The 18,589-nt window shown below is 53.8% G+C and carries 16 protein-coding genes; 9 read left to right on the forward strand and 7 right to left on the reverse strand.

The annotated features are described in order from the left end of the window. Nucleotides 1-100 precede the first annotated feature (100 nt). On the reverse strand, nt 101-727 hold the full coding sequence (locus D6029_RS13700) for a glutathione S-transferase family protein (protein WP_120065286.1): 627 nt from the start codon (nt 725-727) through the stop codon (nt 101-103). A 250-nt stretch (nt 728-977) separates the two neighbouring features. On the opposite strand from D6029_RS13700, the gene dacC reads away from it, so the two are divergent. Next, nucleotides 978-2,186 (forward strand): serine-type D-Ala-D-Ala carboxypeptidase, encoded by a 1,209-nt coding sequence (dacC, locus tag D6029_RS13705; protein ID WP_120065287.1) that lies wholly within the window; start codon nt 978-980, stop codon nt 2,184-2,186. Here the strand turns inward: dacC and deoR are convergent, their stop codons facing one another. Then, entirely contained in the window at nt 2,187-2,951 is a 765-nt protein-coding gene (deoR, locus tag D6029_RS13710; protein ID WP_120065288.1) for a DNA-binding transcriptional repressor DeoR, read from the reverse strand. Between the two features lie 90 nt (nt 2,952-3,041). Further along, a complete protein-coding gene (gene ybjG / locus D6029_RS13715) occupies nt 3,042-3,650 on the reverse strand; it encodes an undecaprenyl-diphosphate phosphatase (RefSeq protein ID WP_120065289.1) in 609 nt (202 codons plus the stop codon). Nucleotides 3,651-3,850: 200 nt separating this feature from the next. Here ybjG and D6029_RS13720 point away from each other — a divergent pair, with 200 nt between their 5' ends. After that, nucleotides 3,851-5,071, forward strand: a complete 1,221-nt coding sequence (locus tag D6029_RS13720) for an MFS transporter (RefSeq protein ID WP_120065290.1) — start codon at nt 3,851-3,853, stop codon at nt 5,069-5,071. Between the two features lie 94 nt (nt 5,072-5,165). Here the strand turns inward: D6029_RS13720 and metG are convergent, their stop codons facing one another. After that, the gene (metG, locus tag D6029_RS13725) at nt 5,166-7,199 is read right to left on the reverse strand and encodes a methionine--tRNA ligase (protein ID WP_120065291.1); all 2,034 of its coding nucleotides are present in this window, start codon (nt 7,197-7,199) and stop codon (nt 5,166-5,168) included. 163 nt (nt 7,200-7,362) lie between these two features. Here metG and apbC point away from each other — a divergent pair, with 163 nt between their 5' ends. Then, nucleotides 7,363-8,475: an iron-sulfur cluster carrier protein ApbC gene (gene apbC / locus D6029_RS13730; RefSeq protein ID WP_120065292.1), complete on the forward strand. Its 1,113-nt coding sequence runs from the start codon at nt 7,363-7,365 to the stop codon at nt 8,473-8,475. 95 nt (nt 8,476-8,570) lie between these two features. Here the strand turns inward: apbC and D6029_RS13735 are convergent, their stop codons facing one another. Further along, complete coding sequence (locus D6029_RS13735) at nt 8,571-9,008, reverse strand: GNAT family N-acetyltransferase (RefSeq protein WP_120065293.1); 438 nt, start codon at nt 9,006-9,008, stop codon at nt 8,571-8,573. 113 nt (nt 9,009-9,121) lie between these two features. Here D6029_RS13735 and D6029_RS13740 point away from each other — a divergent pair, with 113 nt between their 5' ends. From D6029_RS13740 to D6029_RS13750, 3 genes are all read left to right on the forward strand, one after another. After that, a complete protein-coding gene (locus D6029_RS13740; protein WP_120065294.1) occupies nt 9,122-10,810 on the forward strand; it encodes a sensor histidine kinase in 1,689 nt (562 codons plus the stop codon). Beyond that, nucleotides 10,804-11,532, forward strand: coding sequence for a two-component system response regulator BtsR (gene btsR / locus D6029_RS13745; RefSeq protein WP_120065295.1), 729 nt, complete (start codon nt 10,804-10,806; stop codon nt 11,530-11,532). The genes D6029_RS13740 and btsR overlap by 7 nt, the downstream gene beginning before the upstream one ends. 93 nt (nt 11,533-11,625) lie before the next feature. Continuing rightward, a complete protein-coding gene (locus tag D6029_RS13750) occupies nt 11,626-12,096 on the forward strand; it encodes a YehS family protein (RefSeq protein ID WP_034496898.1) in 471 nt (156 codons plus the stop codon). A gap of 68 nt (nt 12,097-12,164) precedes the next feature. Here D6029_RS13750 and D6029_RS13755 read toward each other — a convergent pair whose 3' ends face one another. Next, on the reverse strand, nt 12,165-13,133 hold the full coding sequence (locus tag D6029_RS13755; protein WP_120065296.1) for an XdhC family protein: 969 nt from the start codon (nt 13,131-13,133) through the stop codon (nt 12,165-12,167). Between the two features lie 2 nt (nt 13,134-13,135). Next, the gene (locus tag D6029_RS13760) at nt 13,136-13,714 is read right to left on the reverse strand and encodes a nucleotidyltransferase family protein (protein ID WP_244212410.1); all 579 of its coding nucleotides are present in this window, start codon (nt 13,712-13,714) and stop codon (nt 13,136-13,138) included. Nucleotides 13,715-13,920: 206 nt separating this feature from the next. Here D6029_RS13760 and D6029_RS13765 point away from each other — a divergent pair, with 206 nt between their 5' ends. The 3 genes from D6029_RS13765 to D6029_RS13775 are packed head-to-tail and all read left to right on the forward strand — an operon-like array spanning nt 13,921 to nt 18,499. Beyond that, nucleotides 13,921-16,710: a xanthine dehydrogenase family protein molybdopterin-binding subunit gene (locus D6029_RS13765; protein WP_120065298.1), complete on the forward strand. Its 2,790-nt coding sequence runs from the start codon at nt 13,921-13,923 to the stop codon at nt 16,708-16,710. Continuing rightward, nucleotides 16,707-17,261: a (2Fe-2S)-binding protein gene (locus D6029_RS13770; RefSeq protein ID WP_120065299.1), complete on the forward strand. Its 555-nt coding sequence runs from the start codon at nt 16,707-16,709 to the stop codon at nt 17,259-17,261. The genes D6029_RS13765 and D6029_RS13770 overlap by 4 nt, the downstream gene beginning before the upstream one ends. Continuing rightward, nucleotides 17,258-18,499 (forward strand): c-type cytochrome, encoded by a 1,242-nt coding sequence (locus D6029_RS13775; RefSeq protein ID WP_120065300.1) that lies wholly within the window; start codon nt 17,258-17,260, stop codon nt 18,497-18,499. The genes D6029_RS13770 and D6029_RS13775 overlap by 4 nt, the downstream gene beginning before the upstream one ends. Nucleotides 18,500-18,589: the final 90 nt, after the last annotated feature.

Here is an 18,589-nt window from a genome sequence, read left to right on the forward strand (position 1 = left end):
GTAGGGTGGATAAGCGCTAGCGTCATCCACCATTTGCGCCTGTCATGGCAGGTGAAAGTGTCGGATGACGCTGCGCTTATCCGACCTACGGAACGAGTGATTAGCTTAAGGGAATCATGACGATTTTCTTGAACGCCGTGCGCTGGGTCAGTTGCTGATACCAGCGTCGTAGGTTCGGAAAATCATTCCATTGCACATCAAGATTGAGCAGGTTGTAAACGCTCGGGGCAAGGGCGATATCCGCCACGCTGAACGCATCGCCTCCCAGCCATTTTTGCTTCGCCAGCTCCGCTTCCACGATGGCAAACAGCGTGTTGCATTGCGCGATACTGTCGTCGATAAGCTTTTGGCTGCGCTCTTCCGGCGCAATACGCACCAGGCTGAAAAACACGCCGCGATGCGGGCCAGCAAGCGTTGTGCCTGCCCAGTCCATCCACTTTTCACCGCGCGCACGAGTCGCAGGGTCGGCAATCCACAGCGTCTCTTTGCCATACTGCGCGGCAAGATAACGCACGATGGTATTGGATTCCCATAACGTCAGGTCGGTGGCGTCGTCGTGAATACATGGCACCAGCGCATTGGGGTTCATTGCCAGATATTCAGCATCGTGGGTTTTACCAAATTTCCCGCCCGCCGGAACCGATTGATACGCCACGCCTAATTCTTCCAGACACCACAACACTTTTTTCACATTCGTCGAATTATCTCTGCCCCAAACTGTGATCATTTTGTTTCCTCTGTACGTGGGTTTGCACCCCAGTATGCCGTGGGCTGATGAAGAAAACAGCAGTGAACATCAACGGCAGGTAAAAAACTCATCAACGTGGCGGCAAGTCGCGCAGTTATCGAATAAACTTAAAAAACTTTACCAACGTTATGTTTCATTAAGATGTTTCCCGCGATAGCTTACTGGCAACTTGAAACATTAAGTCACGGCGCGCGTCGTCACTTTTATAGAATGGATACTGGGTGGTGTTATGAAAACTTTGCAAATCCCTGCTTCGCTTCGAGCATTACTGGCGGGTACGACCCTGCTGTTGGTGGCCGCGCCTGCGGTTAGTGCGGAACAACAGACTGCTGATGCACCGCAAGTTGATGCTAAGGCCTGGATCTTAATGGATTATGCCAGCGGTAAAGTGTTGGCCGAAGGGAATGCCGATTCGCAACTTGATCCGGCGAGTCTGACCAAATTGATGACCAGTTACGTGGTCGGGCAGGCGCTCAAAGCCGATAAAATCAAACTGACCGATATGGTCACCATTGGCAAAGATGCGTGGGCTACCGGCAACCCGGCGCTGCGCGGTTCATCGCTGATGTTCTTAAAACCGGGCGATAAAGTCTCGGTTGAAGACCTGAACAAAGGCGTGATTATTCAGTCAGGTAACGACGCCAGCATTGCGATTGCCGATTACGTCGCGGGCAGCCAGGACTCGTTCGTTAGCCTGATGAACAACTACGCGCAAAAGCTGAACCTCACTAACACCACCTTCAAAACCGTCCACGGCCTGGATGCGCCAGGGCAGTTCAGTACCGCGCGCGACATGGCGCTGCTGGGCAAAGCGTTGATTCACGATGTGCCGGAAGAGTACGCCATCCATAAAGAGAAAGAGTTCACCTTTAATAACATCAAGCAGCCGAACCGTAACCGCTTGCTGTGGAGCTCAAACCTTAACGTCGATGGCATGAAAACCGGCACCACTACCGGCGCGGGTTACAACCTGGTCGCATCAGCAACCTCCGGCGACATGCGTTTGATTTCCGTGGTGCTGGGCACCAAAACCGACCGCATTCGTTTTAATGAAAGTGAAAAACTGCTGACGTGGGGCTTCCGCTTCTTTGAAACCGTCACGCCAATTAAACCAGACGCCACGTTTGTGACCCAGCGCGTGTGGTTTGGGGATAAAAGCGAAGTGAATCTGGGGGCGGGCGAAGGTGGCTCGGTCACGATTCCTCGCGGCCAGTTGAAAAACCTGAAAGCGAGCTACTCCCTGACCGAACCACAACTTACCGCGCCGCTGAAGAAAGGCCAGGTGGTTGGCACCATCGACTTCCAGCTTAACGGTAAGTCCATCGAACAGCGCCCATTGATGGTGATGGAAGCGGTGGACGAGGGCGGTTTCTTCAGCCGGATGTGGGATTTCGTGATGATGAAATTCCACTCCTGGTTCGGCAGCTGGTTCTCTTAATTACCACTCAATCTGAATATTCTCCGACGCGGCAAATTCAACAAACGCCGCGTCGGGTTTTTCATCACTGATAATCAAATCAAAGGCAGAAAGCGGCCCCATACAAGCTGCGCGAACTTTGCCGAATTTACTGCTATCCACCACCAGCACACGCTGCTGTGCCATCGCTAATGCCCAGTGTTTGACCGGCAACTCATCGAGATTAAAACAAGTCGCACCGTGACGCGGGTGAATACCTGCCGCTGAGAAAAAGGCGATATCCGGGCAGAAGTTATTCAGGCATTCCTGGAAATTAATCGGCTTGAAAATCGCATTGCTGGCGTGAAACTCGCCGCCGCTTAAAATCACGCGGCAGCCGGGTTTATCCTGCAACGCCAGAAAGGTGTTTAACGAGTAACACACGCCGGTAAATTCCAGATCATCATCCAGCGCTTCAATGATGTAAGGCGTGGTGGTGCCGCAATCAAAAAACACCGTCTGATGTGGCCGAACCATGGCTGCGGCGAGGCGCGCCGCATGGCGTTTTTCTTCAATACGACGGGTTTTCTGGTCACTTAACAGATAGTGGTTAGCGGTGACGCTGCGCGGTTCAAGAACCACATAACCCCCAAGCAACACCACCGGCCCCGGTTCGTTACTCAAGTCTCGTCGAATCGTCATTTCAGAAACGCCCAGCAAGGCGGACGCTTCTTTAAGGTGAATTTTGTCGCTGCGTTTAAGCGCCTGAATCAGGCGGCTGATGCGTTCGTCGCGCCGGGTTTCCATAGTGAGCAACTAAACCTTTTTATTCCCTCTCCTGGGGGAGAGGGTTGGGGTGAGGGCGTTAATTAACGCATCTTACCTTCGCTCAAAGGGTTAGTCACGCACCCAGCCTTTGCGGATGGGCAGGGCGAAACAGAAACGATATCCCCGGTGCAGGCGCGCGTGAAGCGACTCGCCAAGCAGGTTCCATACCATTTGCGCCAACAGGCAAGAACACAAGCCCACCAGCAAACCGCCGAGCATATCCAGCGGCCAGTGTACGCCAAGGTAAACGCGCGACCAGGCAATCGCGCAGGCGATGGCAAACAGCACGACACCAGACCAGACCCGGTGCCAGAACAAAAACGCCAGCGCGAAGGTGAAAATCACCGTCCCGTGATCGCTTGGGAAAGAATCATCCGGCGCGTGATGCAGGAAGTTATAGCCAAAGCCAGTGACAAACGGCCTGTCATGTGGGAAAGCATGACCGATAATCCATGACAGCGACACGCTAATAATAATGGCCAGTGCGGTTTTGATTACCACAACACGCTGCGCGGTCATCTGGCGGCGTTGCCCCCACAACCACAAAATGGCAATCAGTAATGGCACGATGCTAATCAAATCTTTGGCGATGAAAATGGCAAATTTAATCAACCATTCCGATGAATCAGGTGTTGCGTTAATCAGCAGAAAAAGCGACTGATTGAGTTGTTCGATCATAACGTTTTGAGTTCCTTAGCCCGTCAAATGAAGATGATGCCGCACGCCCTGCATCGTGACTATAGGACGACAGACTACTTTGACGTTCTTAAGAAAACCTTAAACAAACGAACGATTGTCTTGCTTAAATAACAATTCACTATCTACCGCGAGGGCAATTTATTACACTTCGTTCGTTTTTCTTCTCCTTTGAGTTTCTCATGCAAAATAATAAGCGACTGGGTCGCCAGGCACTGCTATTCCCGCTGTGCCTGGTGCTCTATGAATTTTCTACGTATATCGGCAATGACATGATCCAGCCCGGCATGCTGGCGGTTGTCGAACAATACAACGCGGGAATCGAGTGGGTGCCAACCTCCATGACCGCGTATCTGGCAGGCGGCATGTTCTTGCAATGGCTGTTAGGGCCGCTGTCCGACCGTATTGGTCGTCGCCCGGTGATGTTGACCGGCGTGGTGTGGTTTATCGTCACTTGTCTGGCGACATTGCTGGCGCAAAACATCGAGCAATTCACCTTCTTGCGATTCTTACAGGGTATCAGCCTGTGCTTTATTGGCGCGGTAGGGTACGCGGCGATTCAGGAATCGTTTGAGGAAGCGGTGTGTATCAAAATCACCGCGCTGATGGCGAACGTGGCGCTGATTGCGCCGCTGCTCGGCCCGTTGGTGGGCGCTGCGTGGATTCACTACGCGCCGTGGGAAACGATGTTTGTGCTGTTCGCAGCGCTGGCGGCGTTCTCCTTCTACGGCTTACACCGCGCGATGCCTGAAACCGCCACGCGCCTGGGGGAAAAGCTCTCGCTGCGTGATTTAGGGCATGACTACAAGCTGGTGCTAAAAAATGGCCGTTTTGTGGCCGGTGCGCTGGCGATTGGTTTTGTCAGCCTGCCGCTGCTGGCGTGGATTGCACAATCGCCAATTATTATCATCAGCGGTGAAAAGCTTTCGACCTACGAATATGGTTTGTTGCAGGTGCCAATATTCGGCGCACTGATTATGGGTAACCTGGTGCTGGCGCGGTTAACTTCACGTCGCAGCGTACGTTCGCTGATCATCATGGGCGGCTGGTGGATTGTGCCGGGGCTGGTGGTTGCGGCGGTGGCAACATTGGCATCAACGCACGCTTATTTGTGGATGACCGCCGGGCTGAGTATTTACGCCTTCGGGATTGGCCTTGCGAATGCGGGTCTGGTTCGTTTGACGTTGTTCGCCAGCGACATGAGCAAAGGCACCGTTTCAGCGGCGATGGGCATGTTGCAGATGCTGATTTTCACCGTCGGTATCGAAGTGAGTAAACATGCTTATCTGCAAGGCGGAAACGGCTTGTTCAGCCTGCTGAATTTGCTCGGCGGCGTGATTTGGTTAGGTTTGATGTTTGTGTTTTTGAAAGATAAAAGCGTTGGGAATCGGACGGACGCGTAACAAAACAACCCTCACCCTAACCCTCTCCCTGAGGGAGAGGGAATATCCGGTTTTCTCCCTCTCCTTTGGGAGAGGGCCGGGGTGAGGGAAAATATTACTTAACTGCCATACCCGCCTGCGCACCGCTGTCCGGGCTTAACAAGAAGATATCTTTCCCGCCAGGACCTGCCGCCATCACCATCCCTTCCGAGATACCGAAGCGCATTTTACGTGGTGCCAGGTTTGCCACCATAATCGTCAAACGGCCTTCCAGCGCGGCCGGGTCTGGATAAGCAGAACGGATACCGGAGAACACATTGCGTTTCTCGCCGCCAAGATCCAGCGTCAGGCGCAGCAGCTTGTCAGAACCTTCAACAAATTCCGCTTTCTCAATCAGCGCAACGCGCAGGTCTACTTTAGCAAAATCATCAAACGCGATCGTTTCGCTAATCGGGTCGTCAGCCAGTGGGCCAGTGACCGGAGCGGCAGCGGCTTTCACTTCTTCTTTCGAGGCTTCAACCAGCGATTCAACCTGTTTCATCTCAATGCGGTTATACAGCGCTTTGAAATTATTCACTTTGTGATTCAGCAGCGGCTGCTGGATAGCATCCCAGCTCAGTTCCGTATTCAGGAATGCTTCAGCACGTTCAGAAAGCGTTGGGATAACCGGCTTCAGCCAGGTCATCAACACGCGGAACAGGTTTATACCCATGGTGCAGATGGCTTGCAGGTCAGCATCGCGGCCTTCTTGCTTCGCCACCACCCACGGTGCTTGTTCGTCAACATAGCGGTTTGCTACGTCTGCCAGCGCCATAATTTCACGCACGGCTTTACCAAACTCACGGCTTTCCCACGCTTCGCCAATGCTTTGTGCCGCATCGGTAAAGGTTTTGTACAGCGCCGGGTCAGCGATTTCGGCAGACAGTTGGCCGTCGAAACGCTTGGCGATAAAGCCTGCGTTACGGGAAGCCAGGTTCACCACTTTATTCACGATGTCGCTGTTCACGCGCTGCACGAAATCTTCCAGGTTCAGGTCGATATCGTCGATGCGCGAAGAGAGTTTCGCGGTGTAGTAATAACGCAGGCTGTCGGCGTCAAAGTGGTTCAACCAGGTGCTGGCTTTAATGAACGTGCCGCGCGATTTAGACATTTTCGCGCCGTTCACCGTCACGTAACCATGAACGAACAGGTTAGTTGGCTTGCGGAAACCGCTGCCTTCTAACATCGCTGGCCAGAACAGGCTGTGGAAGTAAACGATGTCTTTACCGATGAAGTGATACAGCTCGGTTGTGGAATCTTGCTTCCAGTATTCGTCAAAGCTTTCGGTATCGCCGCGTTTGTCACACAGGTTTTTGAATGAACCCATGTAACCGATTGGCGCGTCCAGCCAGACGTAAAAATATTTGCCCGGCGCATCCGGGATTTCAAAACCGAAATATGGCGCATCGCGGGAAATATCCCACTGTTGCAGGCCAGACTCGAACCACTCCTGCATTTTGTTCGCCACTTGCTCTTGCAGCGCACCGGAGCGAGTCCAGGCTTGCAGCATTTCGCTAAACGAAGGCAAATCAAAGAAGAAGTGCTCGGAATCACGCATCACAGGCGTTGCGCCAGACACCACGGATTGCGGGTTAATCAGCTCGGTTGGGCTGTATGTTGCGCCACAAACTTCGCAGTTATCGCCGTATTGGTCTGGTGCTTTGCATTTCGGGCAGGTGCCTTTCACGAAACGGTCTGGCAGGAACATGCCTTTTTCCGGGTCGAAAAGCTGAGAAATTGTGCGGTTTTTAATAAAACCGTTCTCTTTCAGGCGGCCATAAATCAGCGACGCCAGCTCGCGGTTTTCATCGCTGTGCGTGGAGTGATAGTTATCGTAGCTGATGTTAAAGCCAGCAAAATCAGTCTGATGCTCCTGACTCATTTCGGCAATCATCTGCTCTGGAGTAATCCCTAACTGCTGTGCTTTCAGCATGATAGGCGTACCGTGTGCATCGTCTGCGCAGATGAAGTTAACCGTATTGCCGCGCATTCGTTGGTAACGGACCCAGACGTCAGCCTGGATGTGCTCCAGCATGTGACCAAGGTGGATTGAGCCGTTAGCGTACGGAAGTGCGCACGTTACCAATAATTTTTTCGCGGTATGAGCCATAGTAGAAATTGCATCTTCTAAAGAGAAAAGGGCCTTGATGTTAACCGAAAGCCCGCCTTGCGGTAAACCACACAAGCTGCACAAGGAAATTTTATCGCGCCTGGTGGCTTCTGGTATGCTTAACAAACTGCAATGTCCGACAATAAAAACATAAGGAGCCGGGATGAATTCGCAATCCCCGTCAAGTCGTTCCCCCGAGCAGCTGCGCGCTATGGTCGCCGGGACGCTAGCCAATTTTCAACACCCAACGCTTAAACATAATCTGACCGCACTCAAAGCGCTGCACCACGTCGCCATGCTGGACGACACGCTGCACGTCGAGCTGCTGATGCCGTTCGTCTGGCGTTCGGCCTTTGAAGAACTGCAAGAGCAATGCAGCTCTGATTTGCTGCGTATTACTGGCGCGAAAGCGGTGGACTGGAAACTCAGCCACAACGTCGCCACGCTAAAACGTGTAAAGAATCACCCTGGTATTAGCGGCGTGAAAAACATCATTGCCGTTAGTTCGGGCAAAGGCGGCGTGGGTAAATCAAGCACGGCGGTGAACCTGGCGCTGGCGCTGATTGCCGAAGGGGCAAAAGTCGGGATTTTGGATGCGGATATCTACGGCCCGTCGATCCCAACCATGCTGGGTGCGGAACACGAACGCCCAACCTCGCCAGACGGCACGCATATGACGCCAATTATGGCGCATGGCCTGGCAACCAACTCCATTGGTTATCTGGTGACGGATGAAAACGCGATGGTGTGGCGCGGCCCGATGGCCAGCAAAGCGCTGATGCAAATGCTGCAAGAAACCATGTGGCCGGATTTGGATTATCTGGTGCTTGATATGCCGCCAGGCACGGGTGACATTCAGCTGACACTGGCGCAGAACATTCCGGTAACGGGGGCGGTTGTAGTGACGACTCCGCAAGATATCGCGCTGATCGATGCCCGCAAAGGTATCGTCATGTTTGAGAAAGTCGATGTGCCGGTACTTGGCATCGTCGAAAACATGAGCATGCATATTTGCAGCAACTGCGGCCATCACGAGGCGATTTTCGGCACTGGTGGCGCGCAGAAACTGGCGGATCAGTACCACACCAAATTGCTGGGCCAGATGCCGCTGCACATAACGCTGCGTGAAGATCTTGATGCGGGCAAACCAACGGTAGTGAGCCGCCCGGAAAGTGAATTTACTGCGGAGTATCGCCAGCTAGCCGGGAAAGTTGCCGCACAACTTTACTGGGGCGGTGAAGTGATCCCTGCGGATATTGCGTTCAGAGCGGTTTGATTTAAAACCACCCTCATCCCAGCCTTCTCCCTGAGGGAGAAGGAGCAAACCGGATGATCCCCTCTCCCGTGGGAGAGGGTTAGGGTGAGGGCAAATTACCCCGCATATCGCATCAAATAATACTCGCCGTCCACGCTATCCCCGGTTGATTCAATTTTCCAGTCGTGTCGCAGATAAAATTCCAACGCATTCTCGTTCTTCACCAGACATTTTAACGTGCCGCTAGCGGTAAATTCTGCCTGAACTTTCTTCAGCAATTCCAGCCCGACTCGTTTTCCCTGATGTTTCTGAGCGACATATAAACTATGCAAAAAATTATCGGCGACAAAGACCGAAGCAAAACCCAACAGTTCGCCGTTCTCTTCCGCGACCCAAATTTGTTCATCTTGCGTGGTGCTATCAAAATCCTCTGGCTTCCAGGCGCTGCTGTCCAGCCACGGCCAGGCGCTCAGGCGAACCTGTAAATATAAAGTCTGTAAATTGAGACGATCGTTCTCGGTAAAAGAGCGAATAAGCAAATTGAAGCACTCCATAGTCTGAATATCGCGATTATTGAGGGCAAATCAAAAATTATTGAATCCCTTCAAAGAAAGTTAAGCCGCATTGTCGTATGTTACGCGCCCATTAAAATTTAACGGCGCTCGCAATGTACGAATTTAACCTGGTATTACTGCTGCTCCAGCAGATGTGCGTCTACCTGGTTATCGCCTGGTTGATGAGTAAAACGCGCCTATTTATCCCGTTGATGCAGGTCACCGTACGTTTACCACACAAATTACTCTGCTACGTCACGTTTTCCATCTTCTGCATTATGGGCACCTATTTTGGCCTGCATATCGACGACTCCATCGCCAACACGCGAGCGATTGGCGCGGTAATGGGCGGCTTGCTCGGCGGCCCGTTAGTGGGTGGGCTGGTCGGGTTGACCGGCGGATTGCACCGTTACTCAATGGGCGGAATGACCGCACTCAGTTGCATGGTTTCGACCATTATTGAAGGCTTGCTGGGCGGGCTTTTACACCGCTTTTTGATTCGCCGTGGGCGCAGCGATTTATTGTTCAACCCGCTCACCGCAGGCGGCATTACGCTGCTGGCTGAATTCTTCCAGATGGGCATTATTCTGCTGATTGCTCGCCCGTTTGCTGACGCGCTGAACCTGGTGAAAAGTATTGCCGCGCCGATGATGGTGACCAATACCGTGGGTGCGGCGCTCTTTATGCGTATTTTGCTTGATAAGCGCGCGATGCTTGAGAAATACACCTCGGCATTTTCCGCCACGGCGCTAAAAGTCGCTGCCTCTACCGAAGGGATTTTGCGCCAGGGATTTAACCAGGAAAACAGCATGAAAGTGGCGCAGGTGCTGCATCATGAGCTGGATATCGGCGCGGTGGCGATCACCGATCATGAAAAGCTGCTGGCTTTTACCGGCATTGGTGCCGATCACCATTTGCCGGGGCGTCCGATCTCATCCGATTACACCTGGCAGGCGATTGAGCGCGGCGAAGTGGTGTATGCCGATGGCAACGAAGTGCCCTATCGCTGCTCGCTGCACCCCAACTGCAAACTCGGCTCGACGCTGGTGATCCCGTTATACGGCGAAAATAGCCGGGTGATTGGCACCATTAAACTGTATGAAGCGAAAAATCGCCTGTTCAGCTCGATAAACCGCACGCTGGGCGAAGGTATTGCACAACTGCTTTCAGCACAGATTCTGGCGGGGCAATACGAGCGGCAAAAACAGATGCTCACACAGTCGGAAATCAAATTGCTGCACGCGCAGGTCAATCCGCATTTCTTGTTTAACGCGCTGAATACGCTGGTGGCGGTGATTCGCCGGGATAACGAACAGGCCTGCCAACTGGTGCAATATCTCTCAACGTTCTTTCGTAAAAACCTTAAGCGCCCGAGCGAGATTGTGACCCTTGCCGATGAAATCGAGCACGTTAATGCGTATCTGCAAATTGAACAGGCGCGGTTTCAGTCGCGCTTGCGTGTGCAGTTGAACGTTCCACAAAGCCTTGAGCAGGTACGTTTACCGGCATTCACTTTGCAGCCGATTGTCGAAAACGCCATTAAACACGGCACTTCACAATTGCTCGGCGTGGGCGAAATCACCATTAACGCCAGCCAAAATGGTGAGCATTTACATTTGTTCGTGGAAGACAACGCCGGGCTTTATCAGGAAAACCCATCCGCCTGCGGGCTGGGCATGAGCCTGGTCGACAAACGCCTGCGCGCCCGTTATGGCGACGACTGCGGCATCAAAGTGGACTTTGAATCCGACCGATTTACCCGCATCACCCTACGTTTACCTCTGGAGGAAACCCCATGTTAAAAGTGCTGATTGTCGATGACGAGCCGCTGGCGCGTGAGAATCTGCGCGTCATGCTGCAAAACGAGGCCGATATTGAGGTTGTGGGGGAGTGCGGAAACGCAGTGGAAGCGATTGGCGCGGTGCATCGTTTACACCCGGACGTGGTGTTTCTCGATATCCAGATGCCGCGCATTAGCGGCCTGGAAATGGCGAGTATGCTCGACCCGGAACAGCGGCCCTACATCGTTTTCCTCACTGCTTTTGACGAATACGCGGTGCAGGCGTTTGAAGAACACGCGTTTGACTATTTGCTCAAACCGATAGACGGCAAGCGGCTGGAGAAAACACTGCATCGCCTGCGCCATGAACGCGTCGATCAGGACATGACGTTACTGACGCCCAACCAGGAAGATCTCAAATTCATCCCTTGCACCGGGCAAAGCCGAATTTACCTTTTGCAAATGGAAGAGGTGATGTTTGCCAGCAGCCGCATGAGCGGGGTGTATGTCACCAACGCGCAAGGGAGCGAAGGGTTTACCGAACTCACATTGCGCACCCTCGAAAGCCGCACGCCGCTGGTGCGCTGCCATCGCCAATACCTGGTGAACATGGCGCATCTTAAAGAGATCCGTTTTGAAGACGGCGGGCAGGCCGAACTGATGCTGCGCGACGGGCAATCCGTTCCGGTGAGCCGCCGCTATCTTAAAAGCCTGAAAGAGGCGCTGGGGCTGAAAGCGGTGTAGTTTTATTTATTAGGGTATCTGCAATCGTGCCGATATACTGCCCGCTTTAGAAATACCCCCGCTTGTAAGATTTAGAACGAGAGAATCACCACTATGATGAATAACGACGTATTACGCAGCGTGCGCTACATGCTGAATTTGGGCAACGACGACATGGTGAAAATCTTCGCCCTGACCGACACTGCCGTGACTGCCGAGCAAATTGTCACCTGGACCAAAAAAGAAGACGAAGAGAACTTCAAACTTTGCCCGGATATCCTGATGGCAAACTTCCTCAATGGCCTGATTTACTTCAAGCGCGGCAAAGACGAAAGCAAACCTGCACCAAAAATTGAACGCAAGATGACCAATAACATCATCCTGAAAAAACTGCGTATTGCGTTTGATTTGAAAACTGACGACGTGCTGGAAATTTTGACCAGCCAGGAATTCCGCATCTCTATGCCGGAAATCACCGCGATGATGCGCGCACCAGAGAACAAAAACTTCCGTGAATGTGGCGACCAGTTCCTGCGCTACTTCCTGCGTGGTTTAACTTCACGCGTACACGTCGCGAAGAAGTAAGATTTTATGCGCTTATCCACTCTACGAATGTCTTTCGTAGGTCGGATAAGCGCCAGCGTCATCCGACGCTATCCCCGCGCTTCGTTTTTCCGCTTCACAATATCCGCCATCACCGCCAGGGCAATTTCTGCCGGAGTTTTGCTGCCTAACGGCAAGCCAATCGGCGCATGAATGCGTTGTAATTCTTCCGGGTTTAATTCGGCAATTTTCTGTAACCGCTCCAGCCGTTTCGCGCTGTTCTTCTGCGAGCCCATTGCGCCAATATAAAACGCAGGCGTATTCACCGCTTCCATCATGGTTAAATCATCCATGCGCGGGTCATGGGTTAGCGCGACAATCGCCGTATTCGCGTGGCAGGAATTTTGTTCGAGATAGTTCGCCGGGAACTGTTTAAGCAGCGTGATTTCCGACTTGAGCTGTGTGGCGAAGTTCTCCAGCACTTCCGGGCGATTCTCACAAACTAACACTTCAAAACCGAGCGAGCTGGCAAAATCGGCACAGTACAGCGCCACGCTCGACAGCCCGGCAATCAGCAGGCGCGGGGCGGCGGCAACATGCAGCGTAATCTGTTGCCCATGGCGCTCAACCTGGGTGATCTCGGCAAACTCAGTGACTTCAAGATGGCAGCAAGGCTCAGGCAGCGTCAGGCGTTTTTGCAGGGCAAAATGGCCGCTCAGCGCATTTTCCATTTTCTCGAGATAAGCCCCATTTCCCGCCGTGGCGGGCAGATATTCCACCAGAATATCCAGCACGCCGCCGCAGGGTAGTGCGATCCCCGGTTCCAGTCCGCCTTCGCCATAGCGCACAATTTGGCTGGCTTGCTGGTATTCACCTTGCGCAATACGCTGCAAAAAATCCTCTTCCACACAGCCGCCGGAAAGCGAGCCGCAAAAGCGGTTGTCGGCGGTGGCGACCATCAGCGCGCCCGGTGAGCGCGGCGATGAACCATAGGTATTTAACACGGTACAGAGCCAGACCGGTTGTGCCGTAAGCCACTCTCGCGCCTGGCGAATCACACTCATATCAAGGTGTTGCACGATTATTTTCTCCCTTGTACCAGTTGTGATGGAAGGTCGATGTCGCGTTGCGAGTCGCCATCATCAATTTCAATAAAATGCACCGCTTCACCTTTTAACAACTCACGCGCGCCGTTATCGCCCGTAAGGCCGCACAGTTTGTCGAACCCGGTGTTATCGAATCCCACCGGATGGCCGGGCAGTGAACCCACGCGCGGGCGCACAAGCGGGTAGGTTTTTAGCGCATCGGCAACTTGCAAGAACACGTCGGGGGGAACAAAGGGCATATCCGCGAGATGAATCAGCCAGCCGTGCCAGTCGGAATTGGCGCGAACTCCGGCGGCGATGGATTCACCCAAACCTGTGCTGTCGATAAGCGTGACGGGAACCTGCTGCGCATGGCACAAATCCTGAATGTGAGTATTTTCCGGGCGCGTCACTACGTGAACCGCAAGATGAGTTGCGCAGGCGTTGTTCAGCGTTTGCGCAAACACGCTGCAATTGTTAAGACGCGCATCCAGTTTATTGCCATTTCCACCTGCTTCCCGGAAGCGTCTGGCAAACCCGGCGGCGGTGATGATAATGCCCACATTCCTGCTCAAGACTGATTCCTCGGCACTTTTTATCACACAGATTACGTAAATTTGTTGCGCAACTGTTTGCGCAAATATGTTTTTTTTATGAAAATGAGTTGTTAATTCTCACATGATTTAGCTTAAATGGATATACTCATAATCACTACGGATATATCTAAATGCTGTGCAATTAGTTCAAAAAAAAGACAATTATAAAATTAACGGGATGTTTTATGAGCAATTTTAATCCATCGCGGCGTCGCTTTATAAAAAGCGCCGTCGTAGCAGGAGTCGCGGTCTATCTTGCCCCTCTCTACAGCCGCGCCTACGCAGCATTGTTTGAGGCTAAAATCCTCCAGTCCCCGGAATGGGATGCCAAAAACAAACGCGTTCGTTTTCGTATCGACGGCAAATCAAAAGTCATGGGCCAGAAAGTTTTCGCCCGTGATATTCGTGCCGTAGATATGCCGCACTGGCCGCAGAAACAGGCCCACGCCTTTATTTTGCGCACCACTCAAGCCGACAGGCTGTTTAGCGGTATCGATCTCTCTTTATTAGGCGACGATCTCAAACCTGACCGTATTGTGACCGCTGAAGATTTGGCGCGCGACGGTTTAGCCTTCCCGGCGTTTTACGGCGAAGACATGCTGCTGCCGACCGGCAAAACTCCGGCGTATCTCGGCCAGGCCGTAGCGATTTTGATCTATCACGATTTCGCCCGTTTCCGTTTCGCCAAAGACAAACTGAAATTCAAAGACGAAGTGATCCAGTATGGCGCAGAAACCGGGCCGCTGGAGCGTGACCCGTGGGGAACCTTCCGCTTTGTGCGCGTCGGCGGGGCCACTTCCCAGGACGACGATAAATTCTCCAGCCTGAAAGATATGCCCATCTTCCCGGTATCAATGAGAAAGCATCTGCCGGTTTGGCCTGAAGGGCGCGAAGGCGGCAAGCTGGACCAGGAAGGCATGTTCTATGCTTCGCAAATTGCCGACGAGCTGAAAAACCCGCCGCAAGACTGGCTGGTAATGAACCGCCGCTACACCACGCAATCTATCGACACCGCCGCCCTTGAGCCAGATAACTCCAACGGCTGGTTCGACCCCGCCACGCAAACGCTGCATATGGTGGTGCCGACGCAATCCCCGCAGGAAGTGGCCGACGAAATGCCGCGCATGCTGGCAAAAGCCACGTCGCCGGTAAAACAGCTGATTCTGCATCCGTGTTACACCGTGGGTTACGGCTCGAAAGATCACTACAACTTCCCGTTTTACGGCGCGGTGGCGGCGATGTATGGCGACGGTCATCCGGTGCGCCTGGCCAACGACCGCTACGAGCAGTTCCAGACCTCGATCAAACGCCACGCGTTCGACATGAATTACACCATTGCGGTCAACAAACAGACCGGCGTTCTGCAATCGTTTTTAGGCGATATGACCGCCAACGGCGGCGGGCGCAGCAACTTTACGCCATCAGTTGCCATGGTCGGCGCGACGGCTGCGCAGTCCATTTACTACTTCCCGAAAAGTGATTTGTCGGCGGTTGGCATAGCTTCCCGCGCTATTGACGCCGGTTCCGCTCGCGGTTACGGCACGCTGCAAAGCATGGCCGCCACTGAAATGATGGTGGATGAAATTGCCGCCGAGCTGAATATCGACCCAATCGAATTCCGTATGCGCAACGCGCTGAAATCCGGCATGAAAAACACGCAAGGCGCGATTCCTGGCGGGGCGATTCGTGTCGATGAAGTGTTAGCGAAAGCGGCAAAACATGAAATCTGGCTGAAACGCGCTGAACGCAAAGCCGAATTTGAAATGAAAAACCCAGGCAAACGCTACGGCGTCGGCTTTGGCTGCGTGCAAAAAGACTTTGGCACCGGAGCGGAAACCTCGTTTGCCCGCGTGGAATTGAGTGCTGAAGGGCGCATTACTTTGCACCACAGCGGCGCGGAAATGGGCACCGGCATGTCGACTTCACAATCGGTGCTGTGCGCGCAATGGCTGGGCAAACCGGCTGATGAAGCGCATTTCTCCGTTACTGATTGGTCAACGCTGCCGATTGTCACCAGCGGCGACCCGTACATTATGTCCCAGGAAGAGCAGGACAAACTGGCGGCAAACCCGGCGTGGTCACCGTCTTACTGCTCGCCATCGAGCGCCAGTAACTCGGCTTTTTACTTCTCCCACAGCACGCGTGAAGCGGCGCGTTTAGTGTTCGAACAGGGCGTGTGGCCTGCGGCGATGGCAATCTGGAGCACCGGAATCGGCGGCGGCCAGGCGGCTCCGTTGGTGGTGCGTATCGACGACGCCCGTTGGGTGGAAGGTGGCTTAACCGCCGCTGGCATGGAAATTCTCAGCCTCGAAAGAATTGCGAAAAAGGCCTATGAAATGGGGCTGATGACCGGCGCAGCGGTGCATGTGTTTAACCGTTGGCAGTGGGCAGAAGCCGATTTCAAACTGGGCGAGCAAAGCAGACGCCTGCCGATTGATGGTTTATCGGTGCGCAACGGCAATGGCGAATTCACCACGCTCGCTCGCGAACACGTTTATTACCCGCCAACCCAGCGTAACAACGCGGCGGTGACGTACTACAGCGCGGTCGCCACGCTGGCAGAAATTGCGGTCAGCCTCGCAACGGGTGATGTCGAACTGCTCAATCACCACTCGATTATGGAATGCGGCAACTTGATTGTGCCGGAACTGGTTTCCGGGCAGTTGCAGGGCGGCCTGGCGATGGGTATCGGCCACGCGCTCCACGAATATTTACCTCTCTACGAAGACGGGCCGGGTAACGGAACATGGAACTTCAACCGTTACCACATGCCGCGCGCCAGCGATGTTGCCGTCTGGAAACAGACCGGCGATATCCTGCCTGCGCTTTCGGAAACTGACCCGCCAAAAGGTATGGCTGAAGTGGTGATGATCCCGGTAGTTGCCGCGATTATTAACGCGCTTGCCGATGCCACCGGCCACCGTTTCCGTGATTTGCCTGTCCGTGCTGAAAATATTCGTGAGGTATTACCATGAGCATCAAAACTAAACCAATGACCCTGACCATCAACAACAAACCGTACGGCCCGATTGATGTGCCGGAAGGGTTGATGATGATCGATTTCCTCCACGAATACGTTTATCTGACCGGTTCGCGCCTTGGTTGCGGGCAGGGCATTTGTCACGCTTGTGTGGCGATTGTCGATAACCCAAGCGGCACCAGCGAAGAAGTGCGCACCTGCATTACCGGCGCACATTTCTTTAACGGCAAAAAAGTCCGCACCGTGGAAGGCCACGCCAAAGTCGATGAGCAAGGCGAAGTCGTCGAGCTTTCGCCGATCCAGCAATCTTTCCTCGATCATTACAGCTTCCAGTGCGGCTACTGCACGCCAGGCTTTGTGAATGCCGCGACGATTTTTGTTGAGAAACTCAAGCGCGAGCCCATCGAACGCGACGAACTGGAAGGCGCAATTTCCCAGGCGCTGGAAAACCACATCTGCCGCTGCACCGGCTACGTGCGTTACTACGAAGCCGTGCGCGACGTGGTGCTGAAAACGCCGGGGCTGGTGAAGGAGGCGGTGAAATGAAAAAGCGTCTCGCGCTAATCGTACTGGTGATTATCGCCATTATCGTGGCGATTCTGTACTGGCGGGAATACCGCACGTATGACGGCCCGGTGCAAAAAGTCACCGCCAGCAAAGAGCAAATCGAGCGCGGCAGTTATCTTGCCAAAGCGGCTGACTGCGCGGCTTGCCACACGGCATCCGGCGGCGCACCGCTGGCGGGTGGCTATCCGCTGGAATCCCCGTACGGCACAATTTACGGCAGCAACCTGACGCCATCGGCTGATTACGGGATTGGCCGCTGGACGAAAGATGATTTCTATAAAGCGCTGACCGAGGGCGTTGGCCCAACCGGACGCCATCTGTTCCCGGCGATGCCGTACACCTCGTACAAAAACATTTCGCGCCAGGATTCAGACGACATTTATGCGTATCTGATGACCCGCCCGGCGGTAGACGTGAAAACGCCGGATAACGAAATGAGCTTCCCGTTCAACCAGCGTATCGCGCTGATTGGCTGGAATATCCTGTTCCACAGCAAAGATCCGCTGCCTGCGATTTCTACCGGCAACTCTGCCGACTGGCAGCGTGGACGTTATCTGGCGGACGTGCTCGGGCACTGTGGCGAATGCCATACCGAGCGCGGATTACTCGGCCAGATGAAGCTCGACAAAGCGATGCAGGGTGGGGAACTTGGGCGCTTTATGGCGCCGGATATTACGCCGAAAGCATTAGCGCAACGCGGCTGGACGCCGGACGACGTGAAACAATTCCTCACCACCGGCATTGCGCCACAGGGCAGCGCGTTTAGCGAAATGCATATGGTGGTGGATCTGAGCACGCAGCATTTGACGCCTGAAGATCAAAAAGCGATGGCGACGTATCTGATGGGCGAAGCGCCTCCGGCGGCGATCCCGGCGAAACTCGGCCAGGGCAACGAGGCAGGGCGCATGACCTATCTCGACCAGTGCGCTGGCTGCCATGCCCGTGAAGGCGAAGGCAAACCGCACGTTGCTGTTTCCATGCTGAACAACGCCACGCTGCGCCAGCCGGATGCGAAGAACCTGATCGTTTCGGTTATGGACGGTCTGCCTGCGCAAAACTTCCCGAACGGGGAAAGCATGCAGAGTATGCCAGGGTTTGGTGATCGTCTGGATGATGCGCAGATTGCGGAGCTGGTAAATTACCTGCGCGTGACGTGGGGTGGTTTGCCGGGGGATGTGACGGCGGATCAGGTGAAGGCGCTGAGGCCTCAGAAGTAGTGTAAGGCCCTCACCCTAACCCTCTCCCTCAGGGAGAGGGCCGGGGTGAGGGTGATTAAAACCACTCACCCCCCATTTCCAACCACTCAC

This window comes from Buttiauxella izardii, assembly GCF_003601925.1.
GTDB lineage: Bacteria > Pseudomonadota > Gammaproteobacteria > Enterobacterales > Enterobacteriaceae > Buttiauxella > Buttiauxella izardii.